Origin of the sequence: Methylocaldum szegediense (assembly GCF_949769195.1) — a bacterium.
Taxonomy (GTDB): domain Bacteria; phylum Pseudomonadota; class Gammaproteobacteria; order Methylococcales; family Methylococcaceae; genus Methylocaldum; species Methylocaldum szegediense.
This window is the reverse complement of sequence record NZ_OX458333.1, coordinates 2,281,582-2,299,428: the sequence shown is the minus strand read 5'-3', so window position 1 is coordinate 2,299,428 and position 17,847 is coordinate 2,281,582. Positions and strand designations below refer to the sequence as shown.

17 protein-coding genes are annotated in these 17,847 nt (G+C 59.1%); 10 read left to right on the top strand and 7 right to left on the bottom strand.

The window, feature by feature from the left end; all coding sequences use genetic code 11:
- The first annotated feature begins 3 nt into the window (after positions 1–3).
- Positions 4–1,395 (top strand): ribosome biogenesis GTPase Der, encoded by a 1,392-nt coding sequence (der, locus tag QEN43_RS09835; RefSeq protein ID WP_026611624.1) that lies wholly within the window; start codon positions 4–6, stop codon positions 1,393–1,395.
- Between the two features lie 161 nt (positions 1,396–1,556).
- Here the strand turns inward: der and QEN43_RS09830 are convergent, their stop codons facing one another.
- Complete coding sequence (locus QEN43_RS09830; protein ID WP_026610806.1) at positions 1,557–2,522, bottom strand: IS481 family transposase; 966 nt, start codon at positions 2,520–2,522, stop codon at positions 1,557–1,559.
- Between the two features lie 264 nt (positions 2,523–2,786).
- The gene (locus QEN43_RS09825) at positions 2,787–5,207 is read right to left on the bottom strand and encodes an AMP-binding protein (RefSeq protein ID WP_026611626.1); all 2,421 of its coding nucleotides are present in this window, start codon (positions 5,205–5,207) and stop codon (positions 2,787–2,789) included.
- A 570-nt stretch (positions 5,208–5,777) separates the two neighbouring features.
- Here QEN43_RS09825 and QEN43_RS09820 point away from each other — a divergent pair.
- The 3 genes from QEN43_RS09820 (at position 5,778) to dinB (ending at position 7,887) form a co-directional block, all read left to right on the top strand.
- The gene (locus tag QEN43_RS09820; RefSeq protein ID WP_026611628.1) at positions 5,778–6,158 is read left to right on the top strand and encodes a VOC family protein; all 381 of its coding nucleotides are present in this window, start codon (positions 5,778–5,780) and stop codon (positions 6,156–6,158) included.
- A 58-nt stretch (positions 6,159–6,216) separates the two neighbouring features.
- Positions 6,217–6,600 carry a DUF427 domain-containing protein gene (locus tag QEN43_RS09815; RefSeq protein ID WP_026611629.1) on the top strand — a complete coding sequence of 128 codons (384 nt, stop codon included), beginning with the start codon at positions 6,217–6,219 and terminating at the stop codon, positions 6,598–6,600.
- A 162-nt stretch (positions 6,601–6,762) separates the two neighbouring features.
- Positions 6,763–7,887: a DNA polymerase IV gene (gene dinB, locus QEN43_RS09810; protein WP_317964050.1), complete on the top strand. Its 1,125-nt coding sequence runs from the start codon at positions 6,763–6,765 to the stop codon at positions 7,885–7,887.
- A gap of 115 nt (positions 7,888–8,002) precedes the next feature.
- On the opposite strand, the gene QEN43_RS09805 is transcribed toward dinB, so the two are convergent.
- The 4 genes from QEN43_RS09805 to QEN43_RS09790 all read right to left on the bottom strand — a co-directional run bounded on the left by QEN43_RS09805 (position 8,003) and on the right by QEN43_RS09790 (position 10,408).
- Positions 8,003–8,605, bottom strand: a complete 603-nt coding sequence (locus tag QEN43_RS09805) for a class I SAM-dependent DNA methyltransferase (protein WP_026611631.1) — start codon at positions 8,603–8,605, stop codon at positions 8,003–8,005.
- A gap of 23 nt (positions 8,606–8,628) precedes the next feature.
- Positions 8,629–9,075, bottom strand: coding sequence for a GNAT family N-acetyltransferase (locus tag QEN43_RS09800; RefSeq protein WP_026611632.1), 447 nt, complete (start codon positions 9,073–9,075; stop codon positions 8,629–8,631).
- Positions 9,076–9,304: 229 nt separating this feature from the next.
- Positions 9,305–9,646 (bottom strand): zinc ribbon domain-containing protein YjdM, encoded by a 342-nt coding sequence (locus QEN43_RS09795; RefSeq protein WP_026611633.1) that lies wholly within the window; start codon positions 9,644–9,646, stop codon positions 9,305–9,307.
- Positions 9,647–9,937: 291 nt separating this feature from the next.
- Complete coding sequence (locus tag QEN43_RS09790; RefSeq protein ID WP_026611634.1) at positions 9,938–10,408, bottom strand: hypothetical protein; 471 nt, start codon at positions 10,406–10,408, stop codon at positions 9,938–9,940.
- Positions 10,409–10,621: 213 nt separating this feature from the next.
- On the opposite strand from QEN43_RS09790, the gene QEN43_RS09785 reads away from it, so the two are divergent.
- The 3 genes from QEN43_RS09785 to QEN43_RS09775 all read left to right on the top strand — a co-directional run bounded on the left by QEN43_RS09785 (position 10,622) and on the right by QEN43_RS09775 (position 13,426).
- On the top strand, positions 10,622–11,587 hold the full coding sequence (locus tag QEN43_RS09785; protein ID WP_036269879.1) for a CvpA family protein: 966 nt from the start codon (positions 10,622–10,624) through the stop codon (positions 11,585–11,587).
- A 580-nt stretch (positions 11,588–12,167) separates the two neighbouring features.
- On the top strand, positions 12,168–12,638 hold the full coding sequence (locus QEN43_RS09780; RefSeq protein WP_026611636.1) for a hypothetical protein: 471 nt from the start codon (positions 12,168–12,170) through the stop codon (positions 12,636–12,638).
- Positions 12,639–13,192: 554 nt separating this feature from the next.
- Entirely contained in the window at positions 13,193–13,426 is a 234-nt protein-coding gene (locus tag QEN43_RS09775; protein ID WP_317964049.1) for a class I SAM-dependent methyltransferase, read from the top strand.
- Positions 13,427–14,330: 904 nt separating this feature from the next.
- On the opposite strand, the gene QEN43_RS09770 is transcribed toward QEN43_RS09775, so the two are convergent.
- Entirely contained in the window at positions 14,331–14,723 is a 393-nt protein-coding gene (locus QEN43_RS09770) for a hypothetical protein (protein WP_026611637.1), read from the bottom strand.
- A gap of 138 nt (positions 14,724–14,861) precedes the next feature.
- Here QEN43_RS09770 and QEN43_RS09765 point away from each other — a divergent pair, with 138 nt between their 5' ends.
- The 3 genes from QEN43_RS09765 to QEN43_RS09755 are packed head-to-tail and all read left to right on the top strand — an operon-like array spanning position 14,862 to position 17,829.
- Positions 14,862–15,881: an efflux RND transporter periplasmic adaptor subunit gene (locus QEN43_RS09765; protein ID WP_036269213.1), complete on the top strand. Its 1,020-nt coding sequence runs from the start codon at positions 14,862–14,864 to the stop codon at positions 15,879–15,881.
- A complete protein-coding gene (locus tag QEN43_RS09760) occupies positions 15,881–17,125 on the top strand; it encodes an ABC transporter permease (RefSeq protein WP_026611638.1) in 1,245 nt (414 codons plus the stop codon). Before QEN43_RS09765 ends, QEN43_RS09760 begins: the two co-directional genes overlap by 1 nt.
- A complete protein-coding gene (locus QEN43_RS09755; protein ID WP_026611639.1) occupies positions 17,122–17,829 on the top strand; it encodes an ABC transporter ATP-binding protein in 708 nt (235 codons plus the stop codon). Before QEN43_RS09760 ends, QEN43_RS09755 begins: the two co-directional genes overlap by 4 nt.
- Positions 17,830–17,847: the final 18 nt, after the last annotated feature.

Here is a 17,847-nt window from a genome sequence, read left to right as displayed (position 1 = left end):
TTTATGTTGCCCGTGGTCGCCCTGGTGGGCCGTCCCAATGTGGGCAAGTCCACCTTGTTCAATTATCTCACCCGGACGCGCGACGCGCTGGTCGCCGATTTCCCGGGCCTGACCCGTGATCGGCAGTACGGTCGGGTCAGGCGCGGCCAGAAGAGCTATTTCGTGGTCGACACCGGAGGCATCGTCGAGACCGAACTGGGTATCGAGGAGCAGGCTATGCGCCAGGTGAATTATGCGCTCGAAGAGGCGAACCTGATCCTGCTGTTGGTCGATGCGCGGCAAGGTCTCAGCGCCGGTGACGAAGCCATTGCTGAGCGTTTGCGCAAGACCGGAAAACCGGTGCTCTTGGTCGTGAACAAGATCGACCGGGCGGATTTGGCCGTCGTGGCGGGCGAGTTCTACGCCCTCGGCCTCGGAGAGCCCTATCCCATCTCGGCGTCCCATGCGATCGGAATCGATGCGCTGCTCGACGAGGTGGAAGCCAGATTACCGGCCCCGGAAACGCCCGAGGTGGAGGAAGAATCACCAGGTATACGGGTTGCCGTGGTGGGACGCCCGAATGTGGGCAAATCGACGCTGGTGAACCGCATTCTGGGGGAGGAACGCGTGGTCGTTTACGATCAGCCCGGAACGACGCGGGACAGCGTCTATATTCCTTTTCAGCGCCACGGCAAAGCCTACACCCTGATCGATACGGCCGGCATCCGCCGCCGTGGGCGGGTCTCGGAAACCATCGAAAAATTCAGTGTGGTCAAGGCGCTGCAAGCCATCGAAACGGCCCATGTGGTGATTTTCCTGATCGATGCCCGCGAGGGGGTGACCGACCAGGACGCCAATCTATTGGGTATGGTTCTGGAAATCGGCCGTGGGCTGGTCATCGGCCTGAACAAATGGGATGGACTCAGCCCGGACCAGAAAGACAACGTCCGGCGCCAAATCGATTTGAAACTGCCGTTTCTCGATTTTGCGAAAAAGCATTACATCTCGGCCCTGCACGGTACGGGGGTGGGCCACCTGCTGGATGAGGTGGAATCGATTTATGAGGACTCGATGCGTGATTTGTCCGCATCGCGGCTCACCAAGATTCTCCAGGACGCTTTGGCCGCTCATCCTCCGCCCCTGGTGCGCGGACGGCGCATCAAACTCAAGTACGCGCATCAGGGCGGCCAGAATCCGCCACTGATCGTGATCCATGGCAATCAGACGGAAGAAATTCCAGGGAGTTACAAGCGCTATTTGATCAACGCTTTTCGAGAGGCCCTGGATATGCAGGGAACGCCGATCAAGCTTGACTTCAAGAGCGGCGTCAATCCATTCAAGGGCAAGCGCAACATACTGTCCGCCCGCCAAGTGCGAAAGCGTCGTCGCGTGATCAAGCACAGCAAAAAGACCTGATACCGAGTTCGTCGGTAACGGATTCCCGACCTGCGAAACTCACCTTGCCGAGTCGATCGGGGTTTTTTCTCGACATAAACGGTGCAACAACGTTTTGGCCGGCACGGAACGGTTGACTTACGAGCGTGTTGTGCGGGTTGATGTAAACGAGGTAGGGCGGGCTAGGTGTCAAGTCCCGCAAGATCATAAACCTTCTTGCGAAAGAGATGCGGGTGGGACAGTTGCCAGTTTTTGAGAGCCTGGATCGGGGTGAGATGGCCTAAGGCCTTTTGGGGAATGTGATGATTGTACAGCTCGACATAGCGGTGCAAGGTGGTGTCCAGATCGGCGGTTGAATCGAAGTGATGGGTTTGCAACACCTCCTCGATGCGGCCATTGAAGCGTTCCACCAGGCCATTCGTTTGGGGCCGGCCCGGCGGAATCAGGCGATGTTCGATGCCTTGTTCAGTACAGAGGCGGTCAAACTCATGCGTCCCCGAGGGCTGCCGAGTTCGGGTCAGGAAACGGTCGGTAAACTCCGAGCCGTTGTCGGTCAGGCATTTCTGGATGCGGAAAGGCGCGGCCTGAATCACCGCTTTGAGGAAGTCCTTTGCGCTTAAGGCGGTGCGGTTGGGCTTGAGGGCGACATAGACCCAGCGGGTGGCGCGGTCGATGGCGACGAACAGGTATCGGCGGGGTTCGCCGTCGATGGCGGGCAAGTACTTAACATCCAGGTGAAGGAAGCCGGGCTCATAGGCCTTGAAGGGTTTGACCTTCGCCTTCTCTGTAGGCGGAAGCAGGGTCTTGAGGGACGCCACCCCGTGGCGGCGCAGGCAGCGGTCTAGCCCGGAACGGGACACGGCGGGATTGAGAAATTCCCGGGTCACGGCCAGGAGATCATCCAAGGGGAGGAGCAGAGCTTGGCGGAGGTAGACCACGATGGCTTCCTGGGCGGGCGTGAGCGTGGTTCTGAGGGTGTGGGGCCGGTGTGAGGCATCTTCGACCGAGGATCGGTGTTTCCACTTGCGGACGGTCGTTCGGCTAATGCCATGCTTTTGGGCCAAGGCGCGCTCGCTCAACGTGGACGCTTGAATGGCCTGCCGAACCGCCGGGGTGGTACGGGCGTTCTTATGAAGACGAATCTGCATGGAGAGAAACCTCACTTGGACGAACCGAATATCTCCTGGAGAAGGCTCCGGGCTTCGAACAGAGCATAACTCCTTCTCGGTAAATAATCATACGGGACGTGACAGCTAGGCCGCTAGGCCGTAACCCGCCGCATGCCGCGTTTTTGATTTCGCCGGAAACAGGCATCATCCTAGGTATATCGGTGCGGTTCGCTTCGCTCACCACACCCTACACGAACGTTGAGAGGCTAATCCGTCCCGTCGCGCTCATCCGTGTTTCTTCGCTCATTCGAGTAAACGTCTGATGCACGATTCGACGCGTGCCGTCGCCTCGGCGTATCCTGTTCCGGCGAAGCTCAAGGGCGGTCCGAAGCGTACGGTCACGGGGCCTCGCCCTCTCGGAATATGGGTGTCGGGGGGTAGTATGTTCTCCGTGCCTTGAATCGCGAGCGGAACGACCGGAACGCCCATTTCAACCGCAACCACCCCGGTACCGCCCTTGAAGGGTTGTACCGGTTGGTCGGATCGATTCAGCTGACCCTCGGGGAAAATCAGAACGTTCCAGCCGTCGTCGAGCATTCGCCCGACGTAATCGAGCCCCGGCCGAATGTTTTCACGGGCTCCGGTGGGAAACGGGAAGGCGTTGAACGTGAGTTCCGCCAGCGGTGCAAACCAAGGGTATTTGCCGTAAAGGACCTCGGTGCCGGCCGCGATGCCCAGGCGCGAGCGAAAACCCTCGGGAATAGCTTTGGTTGCGATCACGGAATCGAGAAAACTGCGATGGTTCGCCATGAACAGTACCGGGCCCTGAAGACTCGCCAAATTCTCCGTTCCGCTGATGTGGAGCCGGCAAAGCATCGAAAGCCACCAATCGAATAAAACGCGTTGCGCTATGGGCCTCAACCGGCACGCCCAAGCGGCGTTCGACCAGCGGGGGTAGTGTCCTAGCTTGGGCATTCGCCCTTTCTGCCGCTGTACCAGCGCATCTAAATCCGCGACCGTGAGCTCCGGCGTAATTTGCATTTCCTCGATATAAACCCCGAATTCATCCTCGATTCGGGAGACCAGTTCGATCCGCAGCAGAGAATCGAGGCTCAGCTCCGAGACGATGCGCGTCGAGTCATCGATCGTGTCGACCGGGGTTTGCGTCACTTCGGCCAAAAGCCGCTTGAGCGGCGTAATCCGTCCGCCTTGTGATGGCCGCCTGGCCGGTTCGCGCTTGAGTCGCTCGATGACGTCCTCTTTCTTGACTTTGCGGGTGGCTGAACGGGGGAAATCGGGTTCCGGCCAAACCGACCAGCTGGTGATTTGCTGGTGCGGTGCCAAGTGCCGGTTGGCTTCCGCCACGGCCGCCGCGGCTCGATCCGGCTCGCAGAGCAGCGCGGCGTGGATAACGGTGCGGCCGTTTCGGGACAGGCCCACTACCGCGCTGTCGACTACGCCTGGGACACGATTGAGCTCCGCTTCCAAATCCTCCGGAAACACGTTCTCGCCGCTCGGTCCGAGGATCATGTATTTCTTGCGGCCGAAGACGTACAGGAATCCGTCATCGTCGATTCGGCCTGCATCCTCGGTCTTGAGCCAGCCGTCAACAATGACGGCTTCGGTGCGCTGAGGGTCCCGGTAGTAGCCTTGCATCACGATCGGCCCCCGGACCAGAATTTCGCCGTCCTGGGCTAGCTTGACCTCGGCGCCAGCAAGCGGCTTTCCGACCGACCTCGTGCGGCGGGCGGTGGAGGTGTTGGTACTAATAACTGGGCTCGTCTCCGTGAGTCCATAACCCTGCAAGACTTCGAATCCCAGGCTCCACCACTTTTCCTCTATCGTCGGATCCAGCGGCGCGCCGCCGCATACGATGGTTCTGAGTGTCTTGGAAATGCGGGCGCGGATGCGGTCGCGCAAGGCATGTCGGAGGAAACCTGGCATGCGTCCGAGTTGGCTTTCGAAGCGGTCCATTATGGTTTTGAGCACTTCGGGCACGACCACCATATGCGTCGCTGGCGTGTGCACCAGAGCTTCGCGGATGGCTCGGGTGGTCGGCGTTGCGAGGTAGGTCACCGAGCACCCGCTGTGCAGCGAGCACAAGAAACTCGTCATTTGGCCGTATGCGTGAAACAAGGGGAGCAGGGTGAGGATATGGTCGTCGGGCGTCAGAGGCACGGCTTTCATCACGGCGTCGAGATCGGCCAATAGATTGCCGTGGGAAAGCATGACACCCTTGGGATCGCCGGTCGTCCCCGAGGTATAGATGATTTCGGCGAGTCCGCCGGATTGCTGCAAGAAGGCTCGCTCTCTGGTTGTCGCCGTTTCACTGACGGGGTACGGCGAATCGATAGCCAAGCAAGGGACAGTCTCGTCGGGCCAGACGATGGAAGAGGATAGCAGGGCCAGCTTAGGTTCGGCGGACTTTCCGATCCGTATGATCTGATCCGGCGAGCTTTTCGGGTTCAGCGGCACGACCACGGCGCCCCGGGCAAGAATGGCGAAAAAAGCCGCGACCCAGTGCGGCGAATTTTCGGCGCAAAGAGCGACCCGGTCGCTGGGACCAACGCCTTTCGCGGCCAGAGCCTGAGCCAAGCCTTCAGCGCGTTCGCCGAGCATCTCAAAACTCCAGCGAATGGTCCGATATCTCGGCCGATGACGTGCAGTTTCGCGCGATCCGTAACGCCGGACTTGCTGATCGAAAAACGTGGCTAGTGATTCCATGAGAGTACGGCCCTTCTGAGTAGGAGGAGATTTTCTGCCCATCGATAAACGAGTCCGAAAATAAGGACCGGGCGCATTCCTGCTCCGGTGCAGCGACAAACCGCGTGATCCCGGCTTGAGCCTGTACCGGCGTCGGTAGCGACCGGATACATGTCCACGAGCCTGATCAATGGAAACAAAAACAGTCGGCCTTTTCCCGGATTTCCGCAGATTTTGGCGGCAAGAGCCGATTGTCGGCCAGCGGCCGAGTCCGTTTGCGACAGCCGGTCGTCCCCTGGTTTCTGTTTGACCGAGCCGTTCAGCCAATTGCGTGCCAAGCTCATATTCGCTATTCGGAATCTCTCAACAATCACCAGGTTCCGTCGCGGCCCCTATGGAAGAAAAGTGACATACGATTCGGCAGGTAATAATCGGGTCTGATCGATCCCTGGGCCATCTTTACGGATCGAAGAACAGCGCGTCTTCATCCGCCGGTTTGCACGACCGGTGATTCGGCAAAGCCGGATTGAACTGCTTGACCTTGTGCCCGGTCAGAGCATTGACGGACTCGGGCTTAGGGGAGCATCGCAGATGAGTGTACAGCTCAATCACACCATCGTCCCGTGCCGCGACAAGCAGCGGTCGGCGACGTTTCTTGCAGACATTCTCGGCTTGCCGGCACCGAAATCTTTCGGACCGTTTCTAGTGGTCGAGCTCAGCAATGGTGTCTCGCTCGATTTCTACGAGACCGACGGTCCCATCGACTCGCATCACTACGCCTTCCTGATCGGCGAGGACGATTTCGATCGCATTTTTAGCCGCATCCGCGAGCGGGAGCTCGATTACTGGGCCGATCCCGGACAGCACCGGCGCGGCCAGATCAATCACAATGACGGCGGACGCGGACTGTACTTCGAAGATTCCGACGGTCACCTGCTCGAAATCATCACCCGCCCTTACGGTGCCGGTTGACTGCTGCCCCGGGACAAGGCCGTCTCCGTGATTGTTTCCGTCAAACCAGGAGGTCAATATGAAAAAATCGCCCGGATACCAGAAATGGCCCGAGCACAAAGTGCTGGAAAAGCATCTTCGTCAGAGGGTGCAGGTCAAGATTGACGGCGAAGTGATCGCCGATTCGAACGATGTGATTGAAGTCGACGAAGATCATCATCCCCCGCGTTACTACTTTCCTCGCTCCGACGTCAAAATGGAGAAGCTCGTACCATCGGACACCACCTCGGAGTGTCCGTTCAAGGGATTCGCTCACTACTTCGATCTGAGGTTGGGCGACAAGACATTAGAGGATTCGGTATGGACATACGAAGAACCCTATGAGGAGCATCGCGAGCTGAAAGACCGAGTCGCTTTTTACGACCACAAGTATCCGGACATACACATCGAGCTTGGAGTCTGACATTCGGCTGCCGGCACATCGTTCTGCAGTTCGGCCTGGCGCCTGAATTCGCCGGCATGATCTAAACGGGGTCGGACAGCGATCGTTCGCGCGCCATTTCACGGACGGCGTTGGCGGTTTCGAACCGCCTCGAGGTTCGAGTATGCTTCGGGAATGACCTCGTTGAGCTCATCTAGGACCGACCGCGCCGGTGCAAGCGGTTCCGAACCGATCCCTAGCCTTCGAAAAATCATCCACATCGACATGGATGCCTTCTATGCGGCGGTGGAACAGCGGGACTTTCCGGAATTGCGGGGTAAACCCGTGGTGGTCGGCGGCGCCCCGAACTCACGCGGCGTGGTGGCGACCTGCAGTTATGAAGCGAGGGCGTTCGGTATCCGATCGGCCATGCCCGCAGCCCAGGCGTACCGGCTGTGCCCGGAGGCGGTGTTCGTCCGGCCACGGTTCGACGTGTACCGAGCGGTTTCGGCACAGATTCGCGCCATCCTTCGCGAGTTTACCGATCGGGTCGAAGCCGTCTCGCTTGACGAAGCCTATCTGGATGTCACAGCCAGTCCTTTCTGCCAGGGTTCGGCCACGAGGATAGCCGAGGAGATCAAGCGCCGTATCCGCGAATCGACCGGACTCACCGCCTCCGCCGGAGTTTCCTACAACAAGTTCCTCGCCAAGATCGCCTCCGATCGCGACAAGCCGGACGGACTTTGTGTGATCACCCCGGAGCAAGGCAGGACCGTGATCGCGGATCTCCCCATCGGTGCTTTCCATGGCATAGGCAAGGCTACCGAGGCCAAGATGCTCGCCTTGGGCATTCGTTACGGCCGGGATCTGGAGCGCCTGCCGCTAGCTACCTTGATCCAGCATTTCGGCAAGGCAGGGGAGCATTATTACCGCATCGCGCGCGGTATCGACGAGCGGCCGGTCGTTCCCGACCGCCCGAGGAAATCTTGGGGCGCAGAAACCACATTTCCCGTCGATCTTTCGGACCGGGACGAGATGTGCGAACAGCTCGCAAAGCTGGCCGAAGGCGTACTCGACAAACTGTCCCGGCATGGCCTCACGGCTCGTGGCCTGACCGTCAAAGTCAAATACGACAACTTCGAGCTGGTTACCCGCGGCCGGACCTTGGACCGGCCTTTTCGCGATGTCCGTGATGTCGTCCCCCATCTCGCCGATCTTTTGGCCCGGACAGAAGCCGGTCGCCGCAAAGTTCGGCTGCTGGGCGTGAGTTTTTCGGTGCTGGAGAATGCGCAGCGTCCGGTAATCTTGGATCTCTTTACGCCGGATTGATCCAAAGTGCCGTCATCGCGATCTACCGCTATACGCGGGCTGGAAGTGGCGAGAATGTGTAGCTCTGGGCAGCCACGCTGTCCGGTAAACCGGTAGCGGCCGATCAGTCGGAAGCTCAAGTCATGCGCGCGACGATGGCATAGCGGCCCTTGTCGCGGCCCGAAGTCGGCTCGTTCATGAACTCGGCGATCAGCGGTTGGAAGCCGAGCGCGGCAAGCATGCTCAGTACTTTGTCGGGCGGAAAGGAGTCGTAGAAAAAGGTTTCGCCGAACATTGTGTCCGTGAACGGCGGATGTTCGGAGCCGCCTACCGTCAGCATCAGCCGGCCCCCTGGGATCAGCATTCTGGCGATGCGAGCCAGGATCGATGGGTGATACTTGCGCGGGATGTGGAAGAGGGCGTCCCAACAGACGACACCGGCGAAACGATCCTCGGTTTCGAATGCCTCGATCGTCGATTCGATCCAAGCCCCTGCGGGGAGGCGCGCTTTGGCGCGCTCGAGCAGCCGAACGGCCTGATCGATGCCGGTAAGCGCATGTCCCCGATTCAAAACGTATTCCGCCATTGGACGGCCGGTGCCGCAGCCCAGGTCCAAAATCGGGGAGGGCACGGGCAAACTGTGGAGAAAAGTGTCCAAGTACGTCTTTTCGCGGCCGTAAAAGGCATGGCGCGTCTGATCCCAGAACTCGGCAATGGCGTTGTAGGCGTCTCGATTCATGACGTGACTGGGCTTTCGGCCTTTCATCTCAGGGCTAGCCGCATGGGAATCATGGTCGATTTCGCGAAGCCGAACCGCTCGTAGAATCGGTGAGCGTCAACGTTGGACGCGTCGGTTAGGAGCGTGATTCGCGCACATCCCCGTTCGCGGGAAATCCGCAGTGCATGATCGAGAAGCTTACTGCCGATCCCTTCGTCTCTCCGGGAGGGATCGACGATCATGTCTTCAAGGAGCGCGACTTTGGCCCCGAGCGCCGTCGAGACGGTATAAAGAAGGCTCACCATCCCGATGATCCGGCCATCCTCTTCCGCGAGCAGGATTTCGCCAATCCGAGGGTCTGCGATGATCGCTCTTAAACCCGCTTCCTGGAGCGCGGCATCGGGCGTGAATTCTTCCTCCTGCGAGAACAGAATCTCAAGGAGACGGGCAAGCTGAGAGACATCTTCCTCTGTTGCGATTCTCAGATTCAAAGCGATCTCTCCCGCGAATGGTTAGAGCGTTTTTATCGCTGATGCACTGTGAAAAGGAAGCTGTCTTTGGGGGCAAGTAAGTTTGAGGCGGATCTCGCCCCGTCGGCGATGCTCGGGCCTGCCATACGGGACGATTCAGCAATGCCGTAAACCTGCAAAAACACAGACATCATGTCCTGAGCCATCCACGTTAGACCAGGATTGGCATGCTATCCGTAGAGGCTGCTCATCAGACCTTCTTCAAAAAACAGGCTTTCAGCATGAAACTGCCGTTGTCCAACTTGCAGTCCACTTCGTGGTCGCCGCCGACCAGACGGATGTTTTTCACCTTGGTGCCCATTTTGAGCGTGGTGGACGATCCCTTCACTTTTAGATCCTTGATCAGGACCACTGTGTCGCCATCGGACAGAACATTGCCGTTGGCATCTCTGACGACCGTATCAGCATCGTCCTCAGCATCTGTGGTTTCGTGTATCGGCCATTCGTAGCCGCAGTCGGCGCAAACGTAGTTGTCGCCGTCCGGATAAGTGTTTTCCAAAGTGCATTGGGGGCAAGGTGGGATAGTGGACATGACTTCACTCGAAAAAGGTTGGGGCGGGCAATTATAAAAGGATAGGCGATCTGGGGAACGCGAAACCGAGAATTTCCTTTCGCGTGAGGGCCTATTTCGGCGCGGCTCGTAGGCCCGAATAAGCCCTTCGACTTCACTCAGGACAGGCTTCGCGTTTCGGGCATTGCGGTTGCTCGGACAATCAGCCCGAATCTGCCGGGAATGGTTGGGCCTCATCCCGGCTCACCTTTTTCGGCACGCATGTCGAGCTGACGATTCAGCCGCCATGCCGAGGCTTGAGATCCGGTGGCCTCAGCGACGTGAACCCAGGAGCAGTCCGCGCAGCGGCAGGCTCAAGGCCAGGGATCCGAAAACCGCGGCCAGTGCCTTGCCTGAGAGGCGTTTTTCGTAGCCCGGCGTGAGGCGCTCCGGAACCAAATGATAGTCCGTCAGATAGGCGAGACCCGCGACGACCGCCCCGCCGGCCAATGCCCGTGCGACATTGCCGGACTCGGCATCGCGCCCGAACCAGCGTTCGTAAAGGCTTGCCCATAGCACTGCCGCAGCATGATTGAGCACGAATCCGGTGCCCGTGTATTTGAGGCTGACATCCTCCCGTCGTGCCGCTCGGTTACCCCAGGTGATGTGACTGACGGCGTTCAATGGCGCGATCGCGCCGGAGCGCTCGGCCTTCCCACACGCTGCGGCCGCGAGCGTGGTGGCGATAGCCGCGATCGTCCCAGAAATCAGTGCATTGAAACCGCCGTTGCTGTATGTACGCATGGTCCTTCTCCCACCGGTGCTCCGGCTTTCGCGCGATTGTTTCTTGAGTTTGGCCGCCGGTTCGTCCGAATTCCGAACGAATCGGCCGCTTCCCTTTATGAAAAACTGACCTTGCGGCTTAACCGGGGGTTCCTGGCCGGAGGAGGGGACGGACAAGAAAATATACGGACGTCGTTATCTAAAGGAATATCGGCCGGTAAGCGGATTCTCGACATGGTTTTCAACGCAGTTGACGTTTTTCTTCTCCTGCTGATTCTTCTCGCCATCCGAGGTGGATGGCGGCGCGGTTTCGTTCTCGGATGTCTCGATCTCTCACGTTGGGCGGGCAGCCTGGTCGCGGGCTGGTTCCTTTATCGGCCGGTGGCGGATTTGTTGGCCTCGAAAACGACTTTGCCGAGTCCATGGCAGGAGCCTGCTGCGTTTTTTCTCATCGTTCTGCTCACCAGTCTCGCTGTCGGGGCGCTCGGTAACCTCATACTCGAACGCTTACCGAAAGGCACTCACCGACAGATCGTCAATCGAATCCTCGGTATGCTTCCGGGGTTGGTCAACGGGTTTGTGGCGGCGGCCATTGCCGCGGCCTTGTCGTTCGTGGTTCCAATGCCAGAATCCCTGCGCGATGAGGCTCGCGAGAGCGCAACGGTCAATCGTTTCGCCGGTCTGGCGGAGCGGGTGAGTATGGCAATGACGCCGATTTTCGAGGATGCGCTGACCCAGGTGCTGAACCGTCGGCTCCCAGTCTACCCGGAGTCGAACGCGCATATCTCATTGCCGTTCCGGGTCGAGGCTCCCCGGCCCAGACCGACGCTGGAACTGCAAATGCTCGAACTCGTGAACCGCGAGCGGGCGGCTGAAGGTCTTTCGCCGTTGAAGATCGACCCCGCTTTGACCGAAGTGGCGCGAAAGCATTCGGCTGATATGTTTGCGCGCGGCTATTTTTCTCACTACACGCCGGAAGGCAAAAGTCCATTCGACCGCATGAGGGAATCCAAAGTCCGCTTTCTGATCGCCGGCGAAAACTTAGCGCTCGCTCCCAGCGTCCCCCTCGCCCATGCCGGCCTGATGAACTCGCCCGGACACCGCGCCAATATTTTGCGGCGGCAGTTCGGGCGTGTCGGCATCGGTATCATGGATGGCGGTGTTCACGGGCTGATCGTGACGCAAGAATTTCGCAACTGAGAACCGGCAATCAGCACCAGCGCGGGCCATTTCTTCGTGCCCGTTTAGAGTGTTTTCATTGTCGATGTACGCTCGAAAAAAACTGCCTTTGGCGCGTTGCATGTGCTGACGCTCGAGGAGCAGGCGGCATTGGCAAGAGTCCCAGACACCGGTATCGGCACTAGCCTGGAACTTAAGAGCCTATCTCGTTAGGCCTTTCGTCCTGAGCCTTTTGACTAGAATCTGAGGACGAACGGAATCCACTTGTTCAATGCTTCCTTAATCGAAAAACAGCGTCGGGCACGATGTGCTCGGTTGAACGATGAGAAATCGGAGGGAGGGCGTGAAGAACTGTTGTCTATCAAAGTCGGATGGCGACAATGGCCGACGACCGGAAAGTTTCCGCTGTACGGTTGAAGGACTGAAATTCCGAAGAGCGCTGGCCGTGTCCAGCGTGTGAATTAAAATTAATAGCCTGCAGGGGGGTGTCGCCTCATCATATCAACCGCCTTGATATAAGACAGAGCTTGCGGTTTGGCCGGTGACATTAGTGGTCGGCGGTTCAAACCGCCATCGCTCACCAACTTAGGAGGATATTCGCATGAAGCACCTGCACAAGTCCCTATTGGGAGCCATTGGATTCGGACTAGGGCTACATACCTTCGCAGAGGCTGCGCAAACGCCCAACTTCTACGACTGTACGGGCAGGCACGTCCACGCTACCCTGGTGGTGGGCAGCCAGGCAGAAGTTGGCATTCTCCCAGTGCAAACGACCTTCGATCTGCAATTAGGCGAAAAAAGCTATCGCTTTCAGGAGCCGGACATCGTCACCGAGTCGACCCTGATTGGTGATCTTTGGGAGGTAGTTTTAGAGCACATACCGGACCTCCACATCAAACATGCGTCCATAGTGATTCCATCCGTCTCTTTGGGCGACTCGCCGGTCACCTTCAAGAGCCAACTTATCCTGACCACGGTGAACACGCCGTTCAGCCCTAATCCCTTTGAGGGTGTGGTCAATCCTTCCAAATATATTGATCTCGCCTGTACGGCTTCGATGGTTTATTTCTAGGCTGGGTTGTGTCCGGGCAGCGATAGGATTTCCGGCATCCAGCGAAAGTAATCGGAGGCCGCGTACGAGCCGATGAGTCTTGACCCGAGGCCCTCCGCGGTTCGGTGACAAAATCGAGATTCATGCCGGAAATCCCATGCTGTCCGGGTAATGAGCCGGCTGGGCAAACCGGATGACACCGCGCTGCCACTCGGCAAAGGTGTCATGGGCACCCCTCGTTTGGGGCTGTCCATGAACCCACGAGCACCAAGATCCGCCCGAGTCTCGAACGTTCGACGGGAACCTGGTCCGTTTCGGGCCCGGTGGTGTTTTTCCGATAGAAAACGACTGTGTTGTCGAGCAAAAAAGCGGTAGCAGCATCAGTATCTGCTTATTTTCTAAAACAGCTGATTGTGTTCGTTTTTGTCTTTCTTCCTTTCATTTTTTAGAGAGTCATTCATGGCAGGTTATGAAGGCGATGTTGCCATCCCTTATGCCAGGACCTTAGCCCCGTGCTTCTCGAGCACTATAGGGCCGACATCGCACGACGCGTAGCGGAGAGATCGGCCCGCGACGTGCTCGAAATCGCTGCAGGGACAGGAATCGTCACCGGCCACTTGCGTGACGCGCTTGCCAAGGACGTGCGACTGACCGCGATTGATGTCAGCGACTCGATGCCGGATGTTGCCCGCAAAAAAATTCTTGCCCATGAACCAGTTACGTTCCAGATTGCGGACGCTACCGCGCTACCGTTCGAGGGCGACGCGTTCGATGCGGTGGTCTGCCCGTTTGGGGTCATGCTTCGATAAGGAAACGGCGTTTCGCGAAGCCTACCGGACGCTGAGGCGCGGAGGACGGTACTTGTTCCGCGTCTGGAACTCGGAGCGCTACAATCCGTTCGCCAGCTTGAGCTTTGAGGTGCTAAAGCAATTCTTTCCAGTAGACACACCGCGGTTTCTCTTCGATCCCGCCGCCTGCCGTTAGATTGATCCGGTCAAAGAAAAGCTGATTCGCGCCGGATTTGATCGAATCGTCGTTTCTTTCCAGCGCAGGTAACACGATATCGTGGACGTAGCGCCTTTGCGCGGGCGCTTATGTTCACGCCGGTAATCTTTGAAATCCGAGAACGCGGCGGTGCCGACGATCGCCAAGGCGCTCGCCGAGGCGCTGATGAAAGAGTATGGCACGCAATGGCGGCTTGACATGAAACATAGAATCTCAGGGCAGGCCCTTCGACAGGCTTAGGACACCATTGTCGAAGGGATTCTTGAGCCTATGGAGATAGGCTCTAACTTCATTTATCGAACAACCAGAAATTTAATGGTAGGCCGGGATAAGCCTGTCCTGAGCGACAACGAAGGGGCTAAGCCGCTCCCGGCGCGCGGAATCCGTATTGAGCGCCGGACCAATCGACAGGGCGAGGCGCAATGCGACGAGCGGGCAGGCCAGGGAAGGACTGCCCAGGACTCGCGAGCGAAGCGGGACCGCGTAGTGAGGCGAGGCCGATTGGCACGTCAAGCGCCCGAAGGGAGCGGCACATGGACGTGCTGTAATTAAACACTAACGCTTATTCCGGCCTGCAACATTTTCCTTTCGATGAAGTGGTGGAATAAGCCGACAAATCACTGCTCTCGGTGCAGGGCTCACGCCGGTGCGGCGCTTGGTCGACTTGCACAGGGGGAGAAGCGCACGCTGCGCAGGGCTTCATTATCCCTACGGCGTGGGAGACGCCAGGACCATGGTCAACCAGTAAGTGTCGGTCTTGTAGCAATGCCAGAGCTGCGTTTCCTCGGTGAATCGGGCGAAAAGTTGGCCGTTGGCGTAGACTACGCCGTCAGCAACGGTGATCTCGTCGAACGGGCCGAAGGTTTCCGAGCTGTTCCCGAGCGCATCCTCAAAACGGACCACCGCTCGGTCGTGGCAGGCATACTGGGTAAAATGCTGCTGGCCGTGCATGTCCCAGAAGTGATTGCTGAACTTCGCGACCGGTGTCCGGTCGGGGCCTTGGCTGATGAAATTGCCGGTAACCCGGAAAAAAGGCGCCGGTGCCAGCTTGGTCGTTTTCGCCAGCTGGTCGGATTCGAAGATCAGACTGATCATCCCCATGGCCTATCCTAAAAACGTCTCCATTCCGATTAGACCGCGACGATTTCGCGGGTTCATGCGGCAAGGCCGGCAACGCGAAAAAAGTGGTCATCAATTCCAATTGCTCGTCCACGACTTTTACCCTTCTCTGTTCGAATAATGAGAAAAAAATGGATCTGGATCCTCGCCGTCGGCGTGCTCGCCGTCGCGGGCAGCATTTTCTGGTGGCGCGAAGGCCCCATCGTCGTTACCGTGGTAACCCCGACCCGCGGCCCCGCGGTGGAGGCGATTTACGCGACCGGCACCGTGGAGCCCACGGTCATGCTGCCGATCGCGCCGCGCCAGGCCGGGCATTTGGTCGAACTCAAGGTCGACGAGGGAAGTGAGGTGCGCAAGGGACAGGTGCTTGCCCGGCTGGACGATGAGGACCTGAAAAACACGGTCGAAGAGCTAACCGCCCGCATGTGGTTCGCACGCACGCAGTATGAGCGCTTGCAGGAGCTGGTGCGGCGCAAGGTCATCGCCAAGGTTGAATTGGACCGGGCGCGCTCCGATCTCGAAGCGGCGGAAGCGGCGCTGGAGCGCGCTCGCGCGCAGCGGGGTTTCATGACGCTCACCTCGCCCGCGGACGGTTTGATCATCCGCCGTGACGGGGAAATCGGCCAGTTCATTCCGGTCGGACAGGCCGTGTTCTATCTATCCTGCTGCGCGCCTTTGCGCGTCACCGCCGAGGTGGACGAAGAAGATATCTTGCGGGTGCACGTAGGGCAGAAGGCGCTATTGCGCGCCGAGGCTCTGCCGAATCAAGTACTCGATGGCGAAGTCAGCGAAATCACGCCAAAGGGGGACCCGATCGCGCGCAGTTATCGGGTTCGCATCCGGCTCGCCGAACCGGAGAAATTGCGCGTAGGCATGACGGTGGATGCCAATTTGATCGTTTCGGAGAAGGAGAACACTCTGTTGGTGCCGTCGACGGCCGTCCAGAACGGTGTCGTTTGGGTGGTCGAGGATGGGAAGCTGCACCGGCGGAAGGTGAAGACCGGCGTAATCGGCGCGGTTCGCACCGAGATCGTCGAGGGGTTGTCGCCTGAAGCCCAAGTCGTCGAGACGCCTTCGGAAAAGCTACGCGACGGCCGCGCCGCCCGCGTCCGTTCGTCCTCGTCCGTACCGGTGTCCTGATGCGCATACAGCTTCAAGTGGCGCTGACGCATTTGACCGGCCGCAAGCGGCAGAGCCTCGTTTCGCTCACCGGCGTCATACTCGGGGTCGCTTTCTTTCTGGCCGTGTCGTCCCTGATGCGTGGTTCCGAGAAGGACTTCATCAAGCGTCTCATCGACAACAGCCCGCACATCACGGTTTACGACGAATACCGCTCGCCCCGCACCCAGCCGGCGGAACTGCGCTGGCCAGGCGGCGCGGTGCATGTCAGCAACGTCAAGCCGCAGACGGAGACGCGCGGCATCCGCGGCTACCGCGAGAAACTCGAGTTCGTGGAAGCCATGCCTGGAGTGAAGGTCGCGCCGGTGCTGGTCGGTTCGGCCGTGCTGGTTTTCGCCGGCCGGCAGGAAAGCGTCACTCTCTCGGGCGTGGTGCCGGCCAAGATGAAGACCGTATCCACGCTCGAGGAAAAGATGGTCGAGGGGTCGATCGATGCGCTCGCCGCCAACCCGAACGGGATCGTGATCGGCGTCGGGCTGGCGCGGAAATTCAACCTCACTTTGGGCCGCAACGTGAACGTCGTCGCCGCGAACGGGGTCAGCCGTCCGATGAAAGTGGTCGGTATTTTTCGCACCGGCAACGCCGATTACGACGAAAAGCAGACCTTCACTCTGCTCAAGCGCGCCCAGGTAATGTTCGACCGGCCTAACCGGGTCAATCGCCTGATCATCCAGCTCGACGACCCTTACGCCGCACGCGAGGCCGCACAACGCATCGAAGCCTTTGCCGGCTACAAGGCGGTGTCCTGGGTCGAAGCCTCCGAGGACATCCTGAGCGTGCTGGTGGTGCGAAACATCATCATGTACAGCGTGGTGTCGGCGATCCTCGTCGTGGCGTCGTTCGGGATCTACAACACGCTGTCGACCATCGTGATGGAAAAGACCCGAGATATCGCGATCCTGAAATCCATCGGTTTTCACGCCCGCGACGTGCGGCTCATATTCCTGTTCGAAGGCGCCATCATCGGTGTGGTGGGCAGTACCTTCGGCCTGCTTCTCGGGGCCGGACTCATGAAGGTGCTGGAAGCCATCGAGTTCAGGCCGCCCGGCGTCACGGAAAAAGTACAGATGCCGATATGGTGGGGGCCGGACCAATTCGCTCTCGCGGCTGCTTTCGCGCTGGTGTCCTGCATGCTCGCCGCCTATCTCCCGGCGCGGCGCGCGGGCCGGGTGCATCCGGTGGAAATCCTGCGGGGCGCGGCATGACGGCGGTCCTGCGCGCGGAACATCTGGTGCGAGTACTGCCCGGCGAAGTGCCGGTGACCCTGGTGAACGATATCAGTCTCGAGATCGAGCGGGGCGAGTTCGTCTGCATCATGGGGCCTTCCGGCTCCGGCAAGTCCTCGCTGCTCTATCTTCTCGGCCTGCTCGATGTTCCGACCTCGGGGCGGGTTTGGCTGGACGGCGAGGATACTTCGGTCTATAGCGAAAACGAACTAGCGAATCGCCGGTTGGAGAAGCTGGGATTCGTATTCCAGTTCCATTTCCTGCTCGCCGAGTTTTCGGTGCTCGACAATGTGGCGCTGCCGATGCGTCGGCTCGGCAAGCTGGGCGAGGCCGCCATCCGCTCGCGCGCCATGGATTTGCTGGGCCAATTGAGGGTTGCCGAGCAGAGCGCGAAACATCCGCACCAGCTTTCCGGGGGACAGCGCCAGCGTGTCGCCATCGCCCGTGCTCTGGCCAACGATCCGCTGGTCGTTCTGGCTGACGAGCCGACCGGCAATCTCGATACGGCGTCTAGCGCCACGGTACGGGAGATTCTTCGCGATTTGGCTCACCGCTTGGGCAAGACCGTGGTCGCAGTGACCCACGACCCTGCGTTCGCTGCGGCCGCCGACCGCCGTATCGCCCTGGTCGACGGCAAGCTCAACGCCGATTGGCGGCCGGCTCCAGTTTTTACAAGTTCGTGATCCTTCCGAAGGGTACGG